The organism is Sphingomonas sp. PR090111-T3T-6A, from assembly GCF_000383095.1.
Lineage (GTDB): Bacteria > Pseudomonadota > Alphaproteobacteria > Sphingomonadales > Sphingomonadaceae > Solisphingomonas.
In genome coordinates, this window is the sequence record NZ_AORL01000010.1 from 296,103 (window position 1) to 312,235 (window position 16,133).

Sequence of the window (16,133 nt, forward strand, 5' to 3'; positions counted from 1 at the left end):
GGTCCGGGCTAACCCTTCAGGCGATGCAGCCCACCGCGCGGCCGGCCTTGGCGAACATCTCGATGATCTGCCCGACCTGCTCGTCGCGGTGTTCCGCGCAAAGCGAACAACGCAGCAGGAAGGTTCCCGCCGGCGTCGCGGGCGGGCGTGCCATGTTCACATAGAGGCCCAGTTCCAGCAGCGTCGCCCACATGCCGACCGCCTGCTCCTGATCGGGCAGGATGACGGCGATGATGGCCGATTGCGCCTCCTCGGTGCCCAGCTTGAAGCCCAGATCGCGCAGGCCCTTGTGGAGGCGGCGGCTGTTCTTCCACAGATGCTCGCGCTTGTCGGCGGCGTGCATCAGCTTGCGGATCGAGGTCGCGGCCGTCGCCACCACCGAGGGCGGCAGCGAGGCGGTGAAGACGTAGGGACGGCAGACGAGGCGCAGCACCTCGAACTTGGGATGGTTCGACACGCAGAAGCCGCCCACCGTGCCGACCGACTTGGAGAAGGTGCCGACCACGAAGTCGATATCCTTCTCGACGCCCATCTGCTCGTAGACGCCGCGGCCATGCTCGCCGAAGAAGCCCATGCCATGGGCCTCGTCGCACAGGATCATCGCGCCATGCTTCTTGGCGACGGCGACCATCTCGGGCAGCGGCGCGATGTCGCCGAGCATCGAATAGACGCCTTCCAGCACCACCAGCTTGCCGGCCTCCTTGGGCAGGCGGCCGAGGCGCTTGTCGAGATCCTCGACGCTGTTGTGGCGGAAGCGCACGATCTCGGCATTGCCGAGCCAGCAGCCGTCGTAGATCGAGGCATGGCTGTCGGCGTCGAGGATGATGTAGTCGCCCTTGCCGGCCAGCGTCGAGATCATGCCCAGATTGGCCTGATAGCCGGTCGAGAAGACCATGGCATGCTCGGTGCCGTAGAACTCCTTGAGGGCGTCCTCGCATTCCTTGTGCGTCTGGTAGGTGCCGTTCAGCACGCGGCTGCCCGTGGTGCCCGAGCCGAACTCGTCGAGCGCCTTCTTGCCGGCGGCGATGACGTCCGGATCGAACGTCATGCCCATATAGTTGTAGGTGCCGAGCAGGATGGTGGGCTTGCCCTGGATGATCGCCTCGGTCGGCGAGAGCACCTTGTCCATCACGATGGCGAAGGGATCACGCACGCCCGTCGAGAGCAGCGCCTCGCGCTCGGCGATCAGGCCGTCGAACTTGGAGAAGAGGTCCGCCGCCTGTGCCGGCGCGTCGGCGGACTGGAGGGCGGCGTCGCTCATGCCTTGGCCTTCAGCGTCTCGACCGCGTCGACGAGCTGGCCGATCGTTTCGATCTCGGCCTGCATGTTCATCGTGATGATGATGTCGAACTCGTCCTCGATCGCCGCCACGAAATCCATGACGGTGAGGCTGTCCCACTCCAGATCCTGGGCGAAGCGGGTGGTCTCGCTGAGGTCCACGCCCTTCTTGTTGAAGGGGGCGATCAGCTCCGCCACCTTGGCGAAGGTTTCGGCACGGTCGGTCATGGGGTCAAATCCTTAGTCTCGGCGAGGGCTGCTTGCCAAGCGATTGCGGCGTTAACGGGGCAGGGGCGTGACGGCGCCGTTCAGGCGAGCAGCCCTTCCTCGCGATAGCTTTCGGCGGCGATGGCCAGCCCGTCCACGGTCGCGAGTTGCGGCCGCCAGAGATGCGCGGGCGGCCGGAAATCGGGGTTCACCACCCAGTCGTCATGCAGGAAATAGCGCACCCGGTCCTCGGTCAGCTTGGCGTTGGGGCCGCGCAGCAGAGCATCGATCTTCGCCCCCGCGCGCATCGCCCAGGCGGGGACGGGCTGAGGCCGCACGCGCCTGCCGACAGCATGGCCGATCGCCTGCGCGAATTCGGCGTGGGTCCAGCCGCCGGGGCGGCCGTCATCGGGCTCGTAGATCGCTGCGTGGCTGTCCTCGCCATCGGGCAGCACGGCGAGCAGCAGGCGCACGAGGTCCTGCGCCGCGATCACCGAGAGGTTGCCGCCGGGCGGCAGCGGCACGATGCCGCGTCTGGCGGCGCGGAACAGCTCCAGCATCTCGCGGTCGCCGGGGCCGAAGACGGCGGGCGGACGCACGATCGTCCAATCGAGCGCGGAGGCCGCGACGATGATCTCCGAGCGCGCCTTGGACCAGCCATAGTGTGACAGCTTCGGCTCGCGCGCGGCGAGCGAGGAGACGTGGACGAAGCGGCGGATGCCGGCGGCGCGGGTGGCATTCACCATCGCCAGCGTGCCCTCGACATTGCCCAGCGCGAAGCCCGCGCGATCCGGGGCGCTGATCGTGCCGGCGACGTGGATCACCGCGTCCGCGCCGGCCACGAGCTGGGTCAGCGCGAGCGGCTTCTCCAGCGAGCCGTAGATCCACTGCACGCCGTCGCGCGGCGGGCGGGGCGAGCGGGTCAGCGCGCGGACGAGATGGCCCTGCGCCAGCGCCGCGTCGATCAGGTGGCGGCCGACGAAGCCGGTGCCGCCGGTGATGGCGAGGGTGCGATACCGGTTCCTCACAGCATCACCATATGGTCGCGGTGGACCAGCGCGGCGCGGGGCGCGTGGCCGAGGATGTCGGCCAGCTCGCTCGTGCGGCGGCCGGCGATCATGCGGGCTTCGTCGGCATCATATTCGGAAAGGCCGCGGGCGATGGCGTGCCCGTCGGGGCCGAGGATGTCCACCACGTCGCCGCGATCGAACACGCCCTCGATGGCGGTCGCGCCCGCCGCGAGCAGGCTCGCGCCGTTATGGAGCGCCTCGGCCGCGCCGGCGTCGATCAGCACGCGCCCGCGCGCGGTGAGCCGTCCGGCGAGCCACGCCTTGCGGGCGCCCGAACCTCCGGCGGCGGGGAAGATGGTGCCGCGCCCGTCGGCGGCGAAGGCGGCGAGCGGATGGTCGCGCCGTCCGGTGACGATGGCGAGGTGCGCGCCCGCCGCGTGCGCGATGCGCGCCGCCTGCAACTTGGCGACCATGCCGCCCGATCCCATGCCCGAGGCCGAGCCCGTGTCCGCCATCGCCATGGTGGCGGCATCGAGCACGGGGACTTCCTCGATCAGCTTCGCGTTCGGGTCGCGCTGCGGGTTGGCGGTGTAGAGGCCGTCCACGTCGGACAGCAGGACCACGCCACCCGCACCCGAGGCCTGCGCCACGCGCGCGGCCAGCCGGTCATTGTCACCGAAGCGGATTTCCTCGGTCGCGACCGTGTCGTTCTCGTTCACCACCGGCACCACGCCCAGCGCCAGCAGGCGCGCGAAGGTGGCGCTGGCGTTGAGGTAGCGGCGGCGATCCTCCAGATCGTCGAGCGTCACCAGCATCTGCGCGGCGGTGAGGCCATGGCCGCCGAGCAGCTCCGCCCAGCAATGCGAGAGCGCGATCTGCCCTGTCGCGGCGGCGGCCTGCGCGTCTTCGAGGCTGGCGCGACCACCGCCCGGAAGCCCCAGCCGCCGCGCGCCGAGCGCGATCGCGCCGGAGGAGACGACGATGATCCGCTGGCCGGCGGCATGGGCGGCGGCGATGTCGGCGACGACACCCGCCAGCCAGTCGCGGCGGACATGGCCCGCCGGATCGACGAGCAGCGCCGAGCCGATCTTGACGACCAGCACGGGACAGGAAGCAGGGGCAAAGCGTTCGGCGCGAGTCATCGTGTCAGCAGACGCCACCGGCAAGAAACAGGAGGGAACCGCCCGCTTAGGCGGAACGGCGTCGGCTCACAATGGGGACCAGGGCGTCTCTTCGTCCGTAGTGCTCGAATGGACGCTTTCGGCCGACGCGCCACCGACCGGGCCGATCGCCTCGATGAGTCGATCGAGCACCTCGGTCAGGCCCTCGCCGGTGGCGCCGGACAGGGGGAGGGGGCGCACGCCGCTCTCCTCCTCCAGCATGTCCATCAGCTCGGCGCGCATCTCCTCGTCGTCGATCGCGTCGATCTTGTTGAGTGCCAACACCTCGATCTTATCGTCGAGGCCCGCGCCATAGGCGGCCAGCTCCTCGCGGACGATGCGATAGGCTTCGATCGGGTCCTCGCCATCGGCGTCGACGAGGTGCAGCAGCACGCGGCAGCGCTCGATATGGCCGAGGAAGCGGTCGCCGATGCCGGCGCCGTCCGCCGCGCCCTCGATCAGGCCGGGGATGTCCGCCACCACGAACTCGCGCTCACGATGGCTGACCACGCCGAGCTGCGGGCGCACGGTGGTGAAGGGATAGTCGCCCACCTTGGCCTTGGCGTTGGTGACGGCGTTGATGAAGGTGGACTTGCCGGCGTTGGGCAGGCCGACGAGGCCCGCGTCGGCGAGCAGCTTCAGGCGCAGCCACACCCACATCTCCTCGCCCGGCCAGCCCGGCCCGTGCTGACGCGGGGCGCGGTTGGTGGAGCTCTTGTAGGTCAGGTTGCCGCGCCCGCCGTCGCCGCCGCGCAGGAAAACCTGGCGCTGGCCGGGGACGGTGAAGTCGGCCAGCACCGTCTCGCGGTCCTCGTCGAGGAGCTGGGTGCCGACGGGCACGCGGATGATGAGATCGTCGCCGCCCGCGCCGGTGCGGTTCGAGCCCGACCCGCCCTTGCCGCGCGGGGCGCGGAAATGCTGCGTGTAGCGGAAGTCGATCAGCGTGTTCAGGCCGGGCACCGCCTCGAAAATGATGTCGCCGCCCTTGCCGCCATTGCCGCCGTCCGGTCCGCCATATTCGATGAACTTCTCGCGCCGGAACGAGACCGCGCCGGGGCCGCCGGCGCCGGAGCGGATGAAGATCTTGGCCTGGTCGAGAAAATGCATGGGCGATCCAACGGTCGGCTTGGCGACAAGGGACAGCATCCCGGAACAAGCCGGGGCGGCAGGACCATGCGTCGCGAAAGGGCGCTCCCATAGCGGGAATTGGCTTCGGGCGCCACCCCTGCGCATCCGCGCGGCGGGCGGCGTCGCGGATTCGAGTCCGTCAGCGGCGAGGGCGATTCACCCCGCACGGTTTCCACAGGCGATTCCCTGCCGATTCGCCGGAGCGGCGAGCAAGGGCGGGGAGGGCGCGCGCCGCTCCCCGCCCGATCGCTCAGGCGGCGAGGGCGTACATCAGGCAGTCGACCTTCTCGCCGCGCACCGCGCTCCAGCGCTCTTCCACCTCGCCCGTGGGGACGAAGCCGAGCTTCTCCAGCACGCGGCCGGACGCGGGATTGTCCACGAAATGGCCCGAGCGCAGCGAACGCAGGCGCAGGCCGTCGCGGGCCATGTCGACCACGGCCTTCCCCGCTTCGGTGGCGAAACCCAGGCCCCAGCAGGGGCGGGCGATCCAGTAATCCAGTTCGGCGCCTTCCTCGCCGTCCTCACGCAGCGCGATGCCGCCGACGAGGCGGGGCGCGCCGTGGGTACGGGCATAGATCAGCAGCTCGGGCAGCTCGCCGGGCTTCCTGTCCCGCGCGAGATAGGCTTCGGCATCCTCGGCACGATAGGGCCAGGGCGTACCCGGCAGCTTGTCCACGATCGCCTCATCCGCGATCGCGTTGAAAAGGGCGGGAGCATCCTCGCCCCAGCCCGGCCGCAACAGCAGCCGTTCGGTCCTTGCAAACATGGCGGTATCTCTTTTTTGCCTCTCCGCACCCTCCGCCCGACAACGCCCCTAGGCGCCGGAGGTTACGGGGTTACGACAGAAAGTTTCAGCGGGGAGACAAAAAGAAAGGGAGACGGGGCGACCCGTCTCCCTCTTGGATTCCGCACTTATCGCAGAACCCGGAGATCGCCCCTGCGGACGATCCCCATGATCGTCCGACTTACTCGGCAGCCTGCGCGAGCTGGTCTACCGACACATATTTGCGGCCGAGCTTGCCCTCGTGGAAGCGGACGCGGCCGTCGGTCAGCGCGAACAGGGTGTGGTCCTTGCCCATGCCGACATTCACGCCGGCGTACACCTTGGTGCCACGCTGACGGATGATAATGTTGCCGCCGATGACCTCCTGGCCACCGAACTTCTTGACGCCGAGGCGACGGCCAGCCGAATCGCGACCGTTGCGCGAGGAGCCGCCTGCTTTCTTATGTGCCATTGTCGATTACTCCTTGGGCTCGTTCGCGCTCAGGCTTCCGCCGCCACGGGGGCGTCGGCCTTGGCCTTCTTCGCCTTCTTCTCGGCGCCGCCAACCGACAGGATCTCGAGGATCGTGTGATACTGGCGATGGCCGTTGCGACGGCGATAGTTATGACGGCGGCGCTTCTTGAAGACGATCACCTTCTCGCCGCGCGCCTGCGCAATGATCTTGGCCGAAACCGAGAGGCCATCGGTCGCCTTGGCTTCACCGTTCTCGCCGGCGAACAGAACGTCGTCCAGCGTAACGGTCTCGCCGGCCTCGCCCGCGAGCTTCTCGACGACAATCTTGTCTCCGGCGGCGACGCGATACTGCTTGCCGCCCGTGCGCACGATAGCGAACATGGCTCTCTCTTTAGTTCTAGACCTGACGCGCGGGATGAGGCGGGTAGCCCCACGGCTCCGCGCGGAAAGCTGGCCCGCTAAGGGATTCGGGCCCGACTGTCAATGAAAAGCGACGCCGTGATGACGCTCAGTGGCGATGCTCGCGGCGCAGCGTGTAGCGGCCCTCGGTGAATCCGTCGAACAGGCCTTCGAGCGCGGGATGCTCCACCGGCTCCTCGCTATGGTCCGCCACCAGATTCTGCTGGCTGACATAGGCGACGTAGCTCGATTCGGCGTTCTCGGCGAGCAGATGGTAGAAGGGCTGGTCCTTCGCCGGGCGGATCGTCTCGGGAATCGCCTGATACCATTCCTCGGTGTTGGCGAAGACCGGATCGATGTCGAACACGACGCCGCGGAAATCGAGCAGGCGATGGCGCACGATGTCGCCCACCGAGAATCGCGCATGGACGATGCTGGGCGCTGCCAGCAGGGCTTCCGGGGCGTTGGAGGGACGCACGGCAATGTCGGAATGAGTGTCCATGGACCTTATCTAGGACGCTTATTGTGCGAGGCAAGCGATTGACGCTTGGCAAGCTCGGAAAGTGTCGCTAATGGCCGCGCCTCACGACCATGACGGCGCCTCCCACGGCCCGTCAGCGATCTCGCGGAGAGGTGCCAGAGTGGTCGATTGGGACGGTCTCGAAAACCGTTGTGGGTGCAAGCTCACCGTGGGTTCGAATCCCACCCTCTCCGCCACGATCCTCCCAAGAACCCCTTGCTGGCCATCGCTTTTTCCAGCGGAAATTGCGTGCTGCAAATAGGGGTCACGCATATCATCCCATATTGGCTGTCTCGGGCACGGGGGTGAGCGCACGTCCGCTCTCGAACCAGCTCGTGAGATTATGGGCCACCAGGCTTCCCATCGCGGCGCGTGTCCGCTGCGAGGCCGAGCCGATATGGGGCAGCAGCACGACATTGGGCATGCTGCGCAGCGCTTCGGGCACATGCGGCTCGTCTTCGAAGACATCGAGTCCCGCGCCCAGGATCGTGCCGGCCTCCAGTGCCGCGACGAGGGCGGCCTCGTCGACGACGCTTCCGCGGGCGACGTTGATGAGCACACCCTCCGCTCCGAGGGCCGCCAGGACTTCGGCGTCGATCAGTCGCCTCGTCGTCCGTCCGCCGGGCACGATGGAGATGAGCACGTCGGATGCCGCCGCCAGCGCCGCCGGGGTATCGAAATAATCGTAGCGCACCCCGGCCTGCCTCGATCGCCCATGGTAGGCGATCGGCACGCCGAACGCTTCGAGGCGCCGCGCCACCGCCTTGCCTATCGCGCCCAGCCCCAGAATGCCGATCCGCCTCCCTCGCAGCGTGGGCGAAAGCGGGAAGGGGGCGATTGGCCACCGGCCTTCCCGGACGTAACGATCGGCCTGGGGGATGCGGCGCAGGGTGGCCAGCAGCAGGCCCACCGTCAGGTCGGCTACTTCCTCGTCGAGGACGCCCGGCGTGTTGGTGACCATGATGCCGCGCGCGGCGGCCGCGCCCGCGTCCACATTGTCGTATCCGACGCCGAAATTGGCGACGATCTCGAGGGCGGGCAGACGATCGAACCAGCTTCCGTCGATCCGGCCGGCGAGCGTGCTCGCCGCCAGCCCGCGGATGCGGGGGGCGACGGTCGCCAGAAAGATGTCGGGATCGGCTTGCTCCCACAGGCGGTGCAGGACGAAGCGCTCGTCCAGCGCCGTGATGACGCTGGCGAGCATGGGCGCCGGCATGAGGATCTCGGGGGTGGTCATGCGCTCTCAATAGCGCCCGAATGATCCGATGACACCGATCGCGCGAGTGTCGATCGTCGCCTGGCCGCGGCCTACCCGCTTTGGTCTCTGACAACAGTCCGAGTGATCGCTATGATCGGGCCGGGTCGTCAGGAGAGGCGGGGAATGGAAACCATCGGTCGGGATCTCCGGGAGATGCAGCGCGTGCCCCTGGCGGCTTCGCATGTCGATGCGCTGCGCGAGGCGGGGAAGGTCGCTCATTATGCGGCGGGCACCGTCATCGTCCGGCCCGGCGATCCGGCCGACCGCTTCGTCTATGTCGAAGACGGCGAGATCGAGGTCATGAATCCGTTCACCGGCGAGCGCCACGTGCCTTCGACGCTCGGGCCGACCCAGTTCATGGGCGAGATCTCGTTCCTCTATGGCGGTAGCTGGACGATGCCGATGCGCGCCGCCCGCGACACGCGGGCGATCGAAGTGCCGCGAGCGACGATGATGCGGCTGATGTCGGAAATCCCGGAGATGTCGGACATCGTCATCACCGTGCTGGCCGCGCGCCGGCGGCGCCAGCTCGATGCGCGCGACGGCATGCTCGTCCTGATCGGCGAGGAGGAGGATCGCGATATCCGGCGCATCGCCGAGTTCGCCAGCCGCAACCGCCTGCCTTATGCCTCCTACGACACGGCCAGCCCCGAGGCTGCGCGGATTTCGGAGAGTTGCGCCATCGATGCGGGGCGCCCGGCCGTGATCTTCGGGCGGGACGAGGTCGTCGCCGATCCGACGCCTGAGAAGGTCGCGCGCCTGCTCGGGATCAATCGCGATCTCGCCGAGTGCGAGCCGTTCGACGTGCTCATCGTCGGCGGCGGCCCGGCCGGCGTGGCCGCGGGCGTCTATGCGGGGGCCGAGGGGCTGAGCGCGCTGGTCGTCGACGATATCGCGATCGGCGGGCAGGCGGGCACGTCGAGCCGCATCGAGAATTATATGGGCTTCCCGACGGGGATTTCGGGCGCCGATCTCGTCTGGCGAGGCGAGGTTCAGGCGATGAAGTTCGGCACGCGCTTCGTCGTGCCGCGCCGCGTGGTGAAGCTTGAACGGCTGGGGGACGGCCAGTTCTGTGCCACCTTCGACAATGGCCAGCGCATACGGGCCGGCGCGGTGGTGGTGGCGACCGGCGTCCAGTATCGGCGGCTCCCGATCGACCGCCTCGCCGACTTCGAAGGCGCCGGCGTCTATTACGCCGCCACGGAGAATGAGGCGCGCTTCTGCAAGGAGGCCGAGGCGATCGTCATCGGCGGCGGCAATTCGGCCGGGCAGGCGGCGATGTTCCTGAGCCGCGCGGCGAGTCATGTCCGCGTGCTGGTGCGCGGGGCGTCGCTTGCCACGTCGATGTCGAGCTACCTCTCCAGCCGCCTGGAGGCGGACCCTGCCATCACCGTGGAATATGGCGCCGAGATCGTGGCGCTCCACGGCACGGACAAGCTCGAAACCGTCACCATCCGCAACGTGCGGGACCAGACGGAGCGCGAAATCGCCATTTGCGCCTTGTTCGTCATGGTCGGCGCGGCGCCCAACACGGAATGGCTGTCGGGGCTGGTCGCGCTCGATAACAAGGGCTTCGTGCTGACCGGCGATGCCGCGGGCGGCGGATCGCCTTATGCGACCTCGCAACCGGGAATCTTCGCCGTGGGCGATGTCCGTGCGGGCTCCGTCAAGCGCGTAGCCTCGTCGGTGGGCGAGGGCTCCGTCGTCATCTCCAAGGTCTGGGAGCATCTCAACGGCTGATCGACCGGCCGCGGCGGTGGCGGGCGTCGTGAAAGCGCTGGCGCGGTGCCGGGCGAGCGGCTAGCCGTCTCGCCATAACGACAAATTCAAGGGAGAAGACAATGGGGATGCGCCATCTGCTCGTCGCGACCGCGATGGGCCTTGTCGCGCCGATGCTGGTCGCCGCCGCGCCGGCGCCGTCGGCCGGCGGTGTCGATCTGACCGGGCGGGACATGGCCGTGAAGCCGGGTGACGATTTCGAGGCCTATGCCAATGGCGGCTGGCGCGCCCGCACCGAGATTCCGGCGGACCGTTCCAGCACCGGCACCTTCCTCGACGTCTTCAAGAAGGCCGAGGCGCGCACCGCCGACATCATCCAGTCGTCCGCGAAGTCCAACCCCGCGAGCGGCACCGACGCGCGCCGCATCGCCGACGACTATGCCGCCTTCATGGACACCGCCGGCATCGAGAAGCGGGGCCTCGCGCCCGTCCAGCCGGAGCTGGCCCGGATCACGGCGTTGAAGGACAAGCACGCGCTCGCCACCTTCCTGGGCGCGACGGTCCGTTCGGACACCGATCCGATCAACGACACCAATTTCTCGACCGAGAACCTGTTCGGCCTGTTCGTCACCCAGTCGCTCGACGATCCCAGCCGCACGGTGCCCTATCTGATGCAGGGCGGCCTCGGCCTGCCGGATCGCGACTATTATCTCTCCAAGACGCCCGAGATGGCGGAGATCCGCACCGCGTACCGCGCCTATGTCGAGAAGCTGCTGACGCTGGCGGGCGTCTCCGATGCGGCGGCGCGGGCCGACCGGATCGTGGCGCTGGAGATGAAGATCGCCACCGTCCACGCCGACATCGAGACGAGCCAGGACATCCACAAGTCCAACAATCCGTGGAAGCGGGCCGACTTCGCCGCCAAGGCGCCGGGGCTCGACTGGGACGCCTTCTTCACGGCGGCCGAACTCCCCGGCCAGCAGGATTTCTTCGCCTGGCAGCCGGCCGCGATCACAGGCCTTTCCGCGCTGGTGGCGAGCGAGCCGCTTCAGGACTGGCAGGACTGGCTGACCTTTCACCGCATCAACGAAGTCACCTTCGCGCTGCCGAAGGCGCTGGATGACGCGCATTTCGATTTCTACGGCAAGACGCTGAACGGCACGCCCCAGCAGCGCACCCGCGACAAGCGCGCCATCGCCGAGGTGAACACCGATCTCGGCGATGCGGTGGGCCAGATCTATGCCCGGCGCTATTTCCCCGCCTCGTCCAAGGCGGACATCCAGACGATGGTGAAGGGCATCCTCGCCGCCTTCGATCGCCGCGTCGCCGCGCTCGACTGGATGGCGTCCGCCACCAAGGCCGAGGCGCGCCGCAAGATCGAGACGATGCGCGTTGGCATCGGCTATCCCGAGACGTGGCGCAGCTATGCCGGGCTCGACATCCGCGCGGACGATCCGGTCGGCAATTTCCGCCGCGCCCAGCTCGCCGAATATCGCCATCAGGTCGCCAAGATCGGCAAGCCGGTGGATCGCGCCGAATGGTGGATGACGCCGCAGACGGTGAACGCGGTGAACCTGCCGCTCCAGAACGCGCTCAACTTCCCGGCCGCGATCCTGGAGGCGCCCTTCTACGATCCGAAGGCCGATCCGGCAGTGAACTATGGCTCGATCGGCGCCACCATCGGCCATGAGGTGAGCCACAGCTTCGACAATACCGGCGCCGACTTCGACGCCGAGGGCCGGTTGCGCAACTGGTGGACGCCGTCCGACTTCCAGCATTTCGAGCAGGCCGGCGCCGCGCTCGCCGCGCAATATGACGCCTATGTCGCGCTGCCGGGGCTCAACCTGAAGGGCAAGCAGGAACTGGGCGAGAATATCGCCGATCTCGCCGGCCTGACGGCGGCCTATGAGGCCTATCACGCCTCGCTCGGCGGCAAGCCCGCTCCGGTGATCGCGGGCATGACCGGCGACCAGCGCTTCTTCCTCGCCTTCGCCCAGAGCTGGCGCGAGAAGATCCGCGACAAGGCGCTCCGCACGCGCGTCGCGACCGATGTCCACGCGCCGGCCCGCTTCCGCGCGCAGACGGTGCGCAACCTCGATGCCTGGTACAAGGCGTTCGGGGTGACGCCGGGCTCTAGCCTCTATCTGGCGCCCGACAAGCGCGTCCGCGTCTGGTAAGCGGCCGGGATCAGGCGGGGCTGCGCTTCATGCGGCCCCGCCATCAATTCTGCGCGCGGAGCTTGCCGACCTCCTCGGGCGTGATGCTCGACGGTTTCGAGCCGAAGCGCGCCGTCACATAATTGGCGACCGAAGCGACTTCGCGATCCGTATAGGCGGCCGCGAAGCTCGGCATATAGGGCCGGCCGCTGGTGGATGTGCCGACGCCGCTCAGGATCATCTGCGCGACGTTGGTGGCCGTCACGTCGTTCACCGCACGGTTGCCGGTGAGCTGCGCCTCCTCGACCAGCGCGCCTTGGCCGTTCCAGGCATGGCAGCTTACGCAATTGCCCTCGAACAGGCGCTTGCCCATCGGATTGTCGGCGGGGCCCTGCTTGTGCGCGGCGGGCGCGGGGCCGGCCATCTCGGGGAGCTGGCTGCTGCGGATCGCCGGCACGGTCTGGAGATAGGCGACCATCGCCGTGATGTCCCTCGGGCTGAGCTTGCTGAGGCTCAGTTCCACCGCCTCGCGCATCGGGCCGGAGGCGGTGCCCCGGCCGAGCGCATGGCCGCGCGCCAGATAGCCCGCCAGATCCTCCGCGGACCATGTGCCGATGCCGCTCACCCGATCCTGCGTGATGTTGTAGGCCGTCCAGCCCTCGGCCTCGCCGCCGGCGAACTTCTGCCGGGTGTTCATCGCCTGCATCAGGTTGCGGGGGCTGTGGCACTCGCCGCAATGGGCCAGCGCCTCGACCAGATAGGCGCCGCGATTCCATTGCGGGCTCTGCTCGGGGATCGGGCGGAAGCGCTTGTCGCTGTTGAAGAAGGCGCCCCAGAAAGCCATCAGCCAGCGCTGGTTGTAGGGGAAGCTGAACGTGTTGGGCGGCGTCTCCTGCTTCACCGGCGGCAGCGAGAAGAGATAGGCCTTGATCGCCAGCACGTCCTCGTCGGTCAGCATCGTGTAGCTGGCATAGGGGAAGGCCGGGTAGAGCCGCGTGCCGCCGGGGGCGATTCCCTTGTGGACGGCCTTCAGGAAATCCGCGTCGCTCCACTTGCCGATGCCGGTCTCGGGATCGGGCGTGATGTTGGGCGTGTAGAGCGTGCCGAAGGGCAGCTTGAACGCGCGGCCGCCGGCGAAGGGCGTGCCGCCCTTGATCGTATGGCAGGCCTCGCAGTCGGCGGCTTCGGTCAGATATTTGCCGCGCGTGAGGGGATCGGCGCCCGCGAGTTCCGTCGGCACGCCGACAGGGGAGGGGCCTTTATACTGGGCGAGATCGACCGGGCTGCCTTTTGCGAAGGCGGTCGGCCCCGGCTGGCCGACGATCCAGCCGAACACGCCCAGCACCGCCACGCCGACCGCGACGATGATGCCGCCGATCCAGAGAGTGAGCCGCCTCATGCCTTGGCCCCCTTCACCAGCAGAGCGCGATTGATCGGCATTCGTTTGAGCTGCACGCCGGTCGCATTGAACACCGCATTGGCGATCGCGGGCTGCACCACCACCGTGCCGGGCTCGCCGATGCCGCCGGGCTTCTCGGTGCTGGGCACGAGATAGGTCTCGATCGTCGGCATCTCGTCGATGCGCAGCACGCGATAGTCGTGGAAATTGCTTTGCAGCACGCGGCCATGATCGATGGTGATCTCGCCGTGCAGGATGGCGCTCATCCCGAAAATGGTGCCGCCCTGTATCTGGGCCGTGAGCGTGTCCGGGTTGACCATCTGGCCGACGTCGGCGGTGCAGACGATGCGCTTGATCTGCACGTCGCCATCGTCGGGCACCACCACTTCGGCGACGCAAGCGAGGAAGCTGCCGAAGCCCGCCAGCAGCGCGACGCCGCGCCCGGCCCGTCCGCTCTCCGGCGTGGCGAGGGGCGTATCCCAGCCGGCCTTCTCGGCGGCGAGGTTCAGCACGCCGAGCGCGCGCGGCGATTTCTTGAGCATCCCGCGCCGGAACTCGACCGGATCGACGCCGACCTGATGCGCGATATGGCTGATGAAGCGCTCGGCCGAGAAGACATTGCTGTTCGGCCCGACGCCCCGCCAGAAGGCGACCGGCACCTGCGGCGTCTCGTGGCGGATATATTCGACGAGGATATTGTCGAAGTCATAGGGCTGGTTGACCGCGCCATCGACGGCGTCGGGGTCGATGCCCTTCTGGAAGGCGGGCGGTAGCCAGCGCGCGATGATCGATGGGCCGGTGACGCGGTGATGCCACGCGGTGATCCGCCCATTCTCGACGCGGGCGCGCAGGCGATCGTGGTAGATCGGGCGGAAATATTCCTGCTGGATGTCCTCCTCGCGCGTCCAGACGATCTTCACCGGGCCTTCGACATGCTGGGCGATACGGGCGACCTTGATGACGCCGTCCACCTCCAGCCGCCGGCCGAAGCCGCCGCCGATCAGATGGTTGTTGATCGTCACCTGCTCGGGCTTGAGGCCGAGCGCGGCCGCGGCGCCTGCCTGCGCCATGCCCGGCGCCTGCGTGCCCACCCAGATTTCGCAAGCGTCGCCCTTGAAATGGGCCGTGCCGTTGATCGGCTCCATCGGCGCATGGGCGAGATAGGGAAGCTCGAACTCCTGCTCGTAGGTGGCGCCGTCCTTCAGATGGCCGGGCGCGTCGCCGACCTTCTGTGCGGTGACGCCCGCGCCGTCTGCGGCCCTGGCCTGCGCGGCGTAGAGGTCTTCCTGCATGACGTTGGCGTTGGCGCCATAGTCCCACTCGATGGCGAGCGCGGCGAGGCCTTGCTTCGCCGCCCACATATGATCGCCGACCACCGCGACGAGATCGTCCAGCACCACCACCTGGCGGAAGCCGGGCACCGTCTTCGCCTGGGTGTCGTCGACATGGGCGACCTTGCCGCCGAACACCGGGCAGGCGGCCAACGTGGCGAACTTCATGCCCGGCAGCATCACGTCGATGCCGTACTGGACCTTGCCGTTCACCTTGTCGGGCGTATCGATCCGCTTGAGCGGCTTGCCGATCAGGCGGAAGGCCTTGGGGTCCTTGAGCACCGGCTCCCTGGGCGCGGGGATCGTCGCCGCCCGGTCGGCCAGCGCGCCATAGGGCGCCGAGCGGCCGTTCGCGTCATCATGGACGACGCCATTCTCGGTGCGCAGGCTCGCCGGATCGACATGCCAGCCCGCCGCCGCCGCACCCACCAGCATCGCCCGCGCCGTGGCGCCGGCCGTCCGCAGCGGCAGATACCAGCCCATCGTGCTGGTCGACCCGCCGGTGATCTGGGCGACGAAGATCGGGTTGCCATAATCCTTCTGGTCGGGCGGCGCGTGCTCGACCTGCACCTGCGCGAGGTCGACGTCCAGTTCCTCGGCGATCAGCGTCGCCTGCATCGTATAGGTGCCCTGACCCATCTCGACGGCGGGCATGATGAGGGTGATGGCGCCGTCGCGTCCGACCCGGACGAAGGCGTTGAAGCGTGCGCCGCCCTCCGTATCCTTCGCCTGCGCCGAGCGGCCGCCGATCAGCTCGACGCCGAGCAGCAGGCCGCCGCCGATCGCCACCCCCGCGCCCAGCAGGGAGCGTCGCGAAAGGCCGTGCCGGGCGTCTTCGGAAGCGGGGGACGGATCAGGCCGATCGTGCAGCATGCTTGATGCCCTCCCGGATGCGCACATAGGTGCCGCAGCGGCAGATATTGCCGGCCATGGCCGCATCGATATCGGCATCGTCGGGCGACGGGTTGGAGGCGAGCAGCGCCGCCGCCGACATGATCTGCCCGGACTGGCAATAGCCGCATTGCACGACTTCGAGGTCCAGCCATGCTTTCTGGATCTTCGCGCCGACGGCAGTCTCGCCGATCGCCTCGATGGTGGTGATCTTCCTGTCGCCGACCGATCCGACGGGCAACTGGCAGGAGCGGAGCGCCGCGCCTTCGACATGGACGGTGCAGGCGCCGCATTGGGCGATGCCGCACCCGAACTTCGTGCCAGTCAGCCCGATCACGTCGCGCAGCACCCAGAGCAGCGGCATGTCGGGAGGAACGTCGACCGACCGTTGCTCTCCATTGATGGTCAGTTGGATCACGGCCTGCTCCTCGCGAAAGATG

15 protein-coding genes and 1 tRNA gene are annotated in these 16,133 nt (G+C 68.2%); 3 read left to right on the top strand and 13 right to left on the bottom strand.

The genetic code is table 11. The features are described 5' to 3' along the window. Nucleotides 1-16 precede the first annotated feature (16 nt). The 9 genes from spt to hspQ form a co-directional block, all read right to left on the bottom strand. Nucleotides 17-1,261: a serine palmitoyltransferase gene (gene spt, locus ST3T6A_RS0104250; protein WP_019831655.1), complete on the bottom strand. Its 1,245-nt coding sequence runs from the start codon at nt 1,259-1,261 to the stop codon at nt 17-19. Next, nucleotides 1,258-1,506, bottom strand: a complete 249-nt coding sequence (locus tag ST3T6A_RS0104255) for an acyl carrier protein (RefSeq protein ID WP_019831656.1) — start codon at nt 1,504-1,506, stop codon at nt 1,258-1,260. Before ST3T6A_RS0104255 ends, spt begins: the two co-directional genes overlap by 4 nt. Nucleotides 1,507-1,586: 80 nt before the next feature. Continuing rightward, nucleotides 1,587-2,513, bottom strand: a complete 927-nt coding sequence (locus ST3T6A_RS0104260) for an NAD-dependent epimerase/dehydratase family protein (RefSeq protein WP_019831657.1) — start codon at nt 2,511-2,513, stop codon at nt 1,587-1,589. Then, nucleotides 2,510-3,637, bottom strand: coding sequence for a glutamate 5-kinase (proB, locus tag ST3T6A_RS0104265; RefSeq protein ID WP_026359413.1), 1,128 nt, complete (start codon nt 3,635-3,637; stop codon nt 2,510-2,512). The genes ST3T6A_RS0104260 and proB overlap by 4 nt, the downstream gene beginning before the upstream one ends. 66 nt (nt 3,638-3,703) lie before the next feature. Next, nucleotides 3,704-4,762 (bottom strand): GTPase ObgE, encoded by a 1,059-nt coding sequence (obgE, locus tag ST3T6A_RS0104270; protein WP_019831659.1) that lies wholly within the window; start codon nt 4,760-4,762, stop codon nt 3,704-3,706. Between the two features lie 271 nt (nt 4,763-5,033). Beyond that, nucleotides 5,034-5,549 (bottom strand): GNAT family N-acetyltransferase, encoded by a 516-nt coding sequence (locus ST3T6A_RS0104275; RefSeq protein ID WP_019831660.1) that lies wholly within the window; start codon nt 5,547-5,549, stop codon nt 5,034-5,036. A gap of 199 nt (nt 5,550-5,748) precedes the next feature. Further along, nucleotides 5,749-6,018 carry a 50S ribosomal protein L27 gene (rpmA, locus tag ST3T6A_RS0104280; protein ID WP_019831661.1) on the bottom strand — a complete coding sequence of 90 codons (270 nt, stop codon included), beginning with the start codon at nt 6,016-6,018 and terminating at the stop codon, nt 5,749-5,751. A gap of 29 nt (nt 6,019-6,047) precedes the next feature. Further along, complete coding sequence (gene rplU, locus ST3T6A_RS0104285) at nt 6,048-6,401, bottom strand: 50S ribosomal protein L21 (RefSeq protein WP_019831662.1); 354 nt, start codon at nt 6,399-6,401, stop codon at nt 6,048-6,050. A 127-nt stretch (nt 6,402-6,528) separates the two neighbouring features. Next, the gene (gene hspQ / locus ST3T6A_RS0104290; protein ID WP_019831663.1) at nt 6,529-6,921 is read right to left on the bottom strand and encodes a heat shock protein HspQ; all 393 of its coding nucleotides are present in this window, start codon (nt 6,919-6,921) and stop codon (nt 6,529-6,531) included. 125 nt (nt 6,922-7,046) lie between these two features. Here hspQ and ST3T6A_RS0104295 point away from each other — a divergent pair. Next, a tRNA-Ser gene (locus ST3T6A_RS0104295) sits at nt 7,047-7,136 on the top strand. A gap of 77 nt (nt 7,137-7,213) precedes the next feature. Here ST3T6A_RS0104295 and ST3T6A_RS0104300 read toward each other — a convergent pair. Further along, entirely contained in the window at nt 7,214-8,176 is a 963-nt protein-coding gene (locus tag ST3T6A_RS0104300) for a 2-hydroxyacid dehydrogenase (protein ID WP_019831664.1), read from the bottom strand. Between the two features lie 144 nt (nt 8,177-8,320). On the opposite strand from ST3T6A_RS0104300, the gene ST3T6A_RS0104305 reads away from it, so the two are divergent. Continuing rightward, nucleotides 8,321-9,937, top strand: coding sequence for an FAD-dependent oxidoreductase (locus ST3T6A_RS0104305; protein WP_019831665.1), 1,617 nt, complete (start codon nt 8,321-8,323; stop codon nt 9,935-9,937). Nucleotides 9,938-10,038: 101 nt separating this feature from the next. Further along, the gene (locus tag ST3T6A_RS0104310) at nt 10,039-12,093 is read left to right on the top strand and encodes a M13 family metallopeptidase (RefSeq protein ID WP_019831666.1); all 2,055 of its coding nucleotides are present in this window, start codon (nt 10,039-10,041) and stop codon (nt 12,091-12,093) included. Between the two features lie 43 nt (nt 12,094-12,136). On the opposite strand, the gene ST3T6A_RS0104315 is transcribed toward ST3T6A_RS0104310, so the two are convergent. The 3 genes from ST3T6A_RS0104315 to ST3T6A_RS0104325 are packed head-to-tail and all read right to left on the bottom strand — an operon-like array spanning nt 12,137 to nt 16,111. Next, nucleotides 12,137-13,471, bottom strand: a complete 1,335-nt coding sequence (locus ST3T6A_RS0104315; RefSeq protein WP_019831667.1) for a cytochrome c — start codon at nt 13,469-13,471, stop codon at nt 12,137-12,139. Continuing rightward, on the bottom strand, nt 13,468-15,675 hold the full coding sequence (locus ST3T6A_RS0104320) for a xanthine dehydrogenase family protein molybdopterin-binding subunit (protein ID WP_019831668.1): 2,208 nt from the start codon (nt 15,673-15,675) through the stop codon (nt 13,468-13,470). Before ST3T6A_RS0104320 ends, ST3T6A_RS0104315 begins: the two co-directional genes overlap by 4 nt. Then, entirely contained in the window at nt 15,656-16,111 is a 456-nt protein-coding gene (locus tag ST3T6A_RS0104325; RefSeq protein ID WP_026359416.1) for a (2Fe-2S)-binding protein, read from the bottom strand. The genes ST3T6A_RS0104320 and ST3T6A_RS0104325 overlap by 20 nt, the downstream gene beginning before the upstream one ends. Nucleotides 16,112-16,133 lie beyond the last annotated feature (22 nt).

Bases quoted from the DNA above. Each gene is read 5' to 3' on its own strand.
- spt (WP_019831655.1), bottom strand. From the start codon at position 1,261: ATGAGCGACGCCGCCCTCCAGTCCGCCGACGCGCCGGCACAGGCGGCG.
- ST3T6A_RS0104255 (WP_019831656.1), bottom strand. From the start codon at position 1,506: ATGACCGACCGTGCCGAAACCTTCGCCAAGGTGGCGGAGCTGATCGCC.
- proB (WP_026359413.1), bottom strand. From the start codon at position 3,637: ATGACTCGCGCCGAACGCTTTGCCCCTGCTTCCTGTCCCGTGCTGGTC.
- obgE (WP_019831659.1), bottom strand. From the start codon at position 4,762: ATGCATTTTCTCGACCAGGCCAAGATCTTCATCCGCTCCGGCGCCGGC.
- ST3T6A_RS0104275 (WP_019831660.1), bottom strand. From the start codon at position 5,549: ATGTTTGCAAGGACCGAACGGCTGCTGTTGCGGCCGGGCTGGGGCGAG.
- rpmA (WP_019831661.1), bottom strand. From the start codon at position 6,018: ATGGCACATAAGAAAGCAGGCGGCTCCTCGCGCAACGGTCGCGATTCG.
- rplU (WP_019831662.1), bottom strand. From the start codon at position 6,401: ATGTTCGCTATCGTGCGCACGGGCGGCAAGCAGTATCGCGTCGCCGCC.
- hspQ (WP_019831663.1), bottom strand. From the start codon at position 6,921: ATGGACACTCATTCCGACATTGCCGTGCGTCCCTCCAACGCCCCGGAA.
- ST3T6A_RS0104300 (WP_019831664.1), bottom strand. From the start codon at position 8,176: ATGACCACCCCCGAGATCCTCATGCCGGCGCCCATGCTCGCCAGCGTC.
- ST3T6A_RS0104305 (WP_019831665.1), top strand. From the start codon at position 8,321: ATGGAAACCATCGGTCGGGATCTCCGGGAGATGCAGCGCGTGCCCCTG.
- ST3T6A_RS0104310 (WP_019831666.1), top strand. From the start codon at position 10,039: ATGGGGATGCGCCATCTGCTCGTCGCGACCGCGATGGGCCTTGTCGCG.
- ST3T6A_RS0104315 (WP_019831667.1), bottom strand. From the start codon at position 13,471: ATGAGGCGGCTCACTCTCTGGATCGGCGGCATCATCGTCGCGGTCGGC.
- ST3T6A_RS0104320 (WP_019831668.1), bottom strand. From the start codon at position 15,675: ATGCTGCACGATCGGCCTGATCCGTCCCCCGCTTCCGAAGACGCCCGG.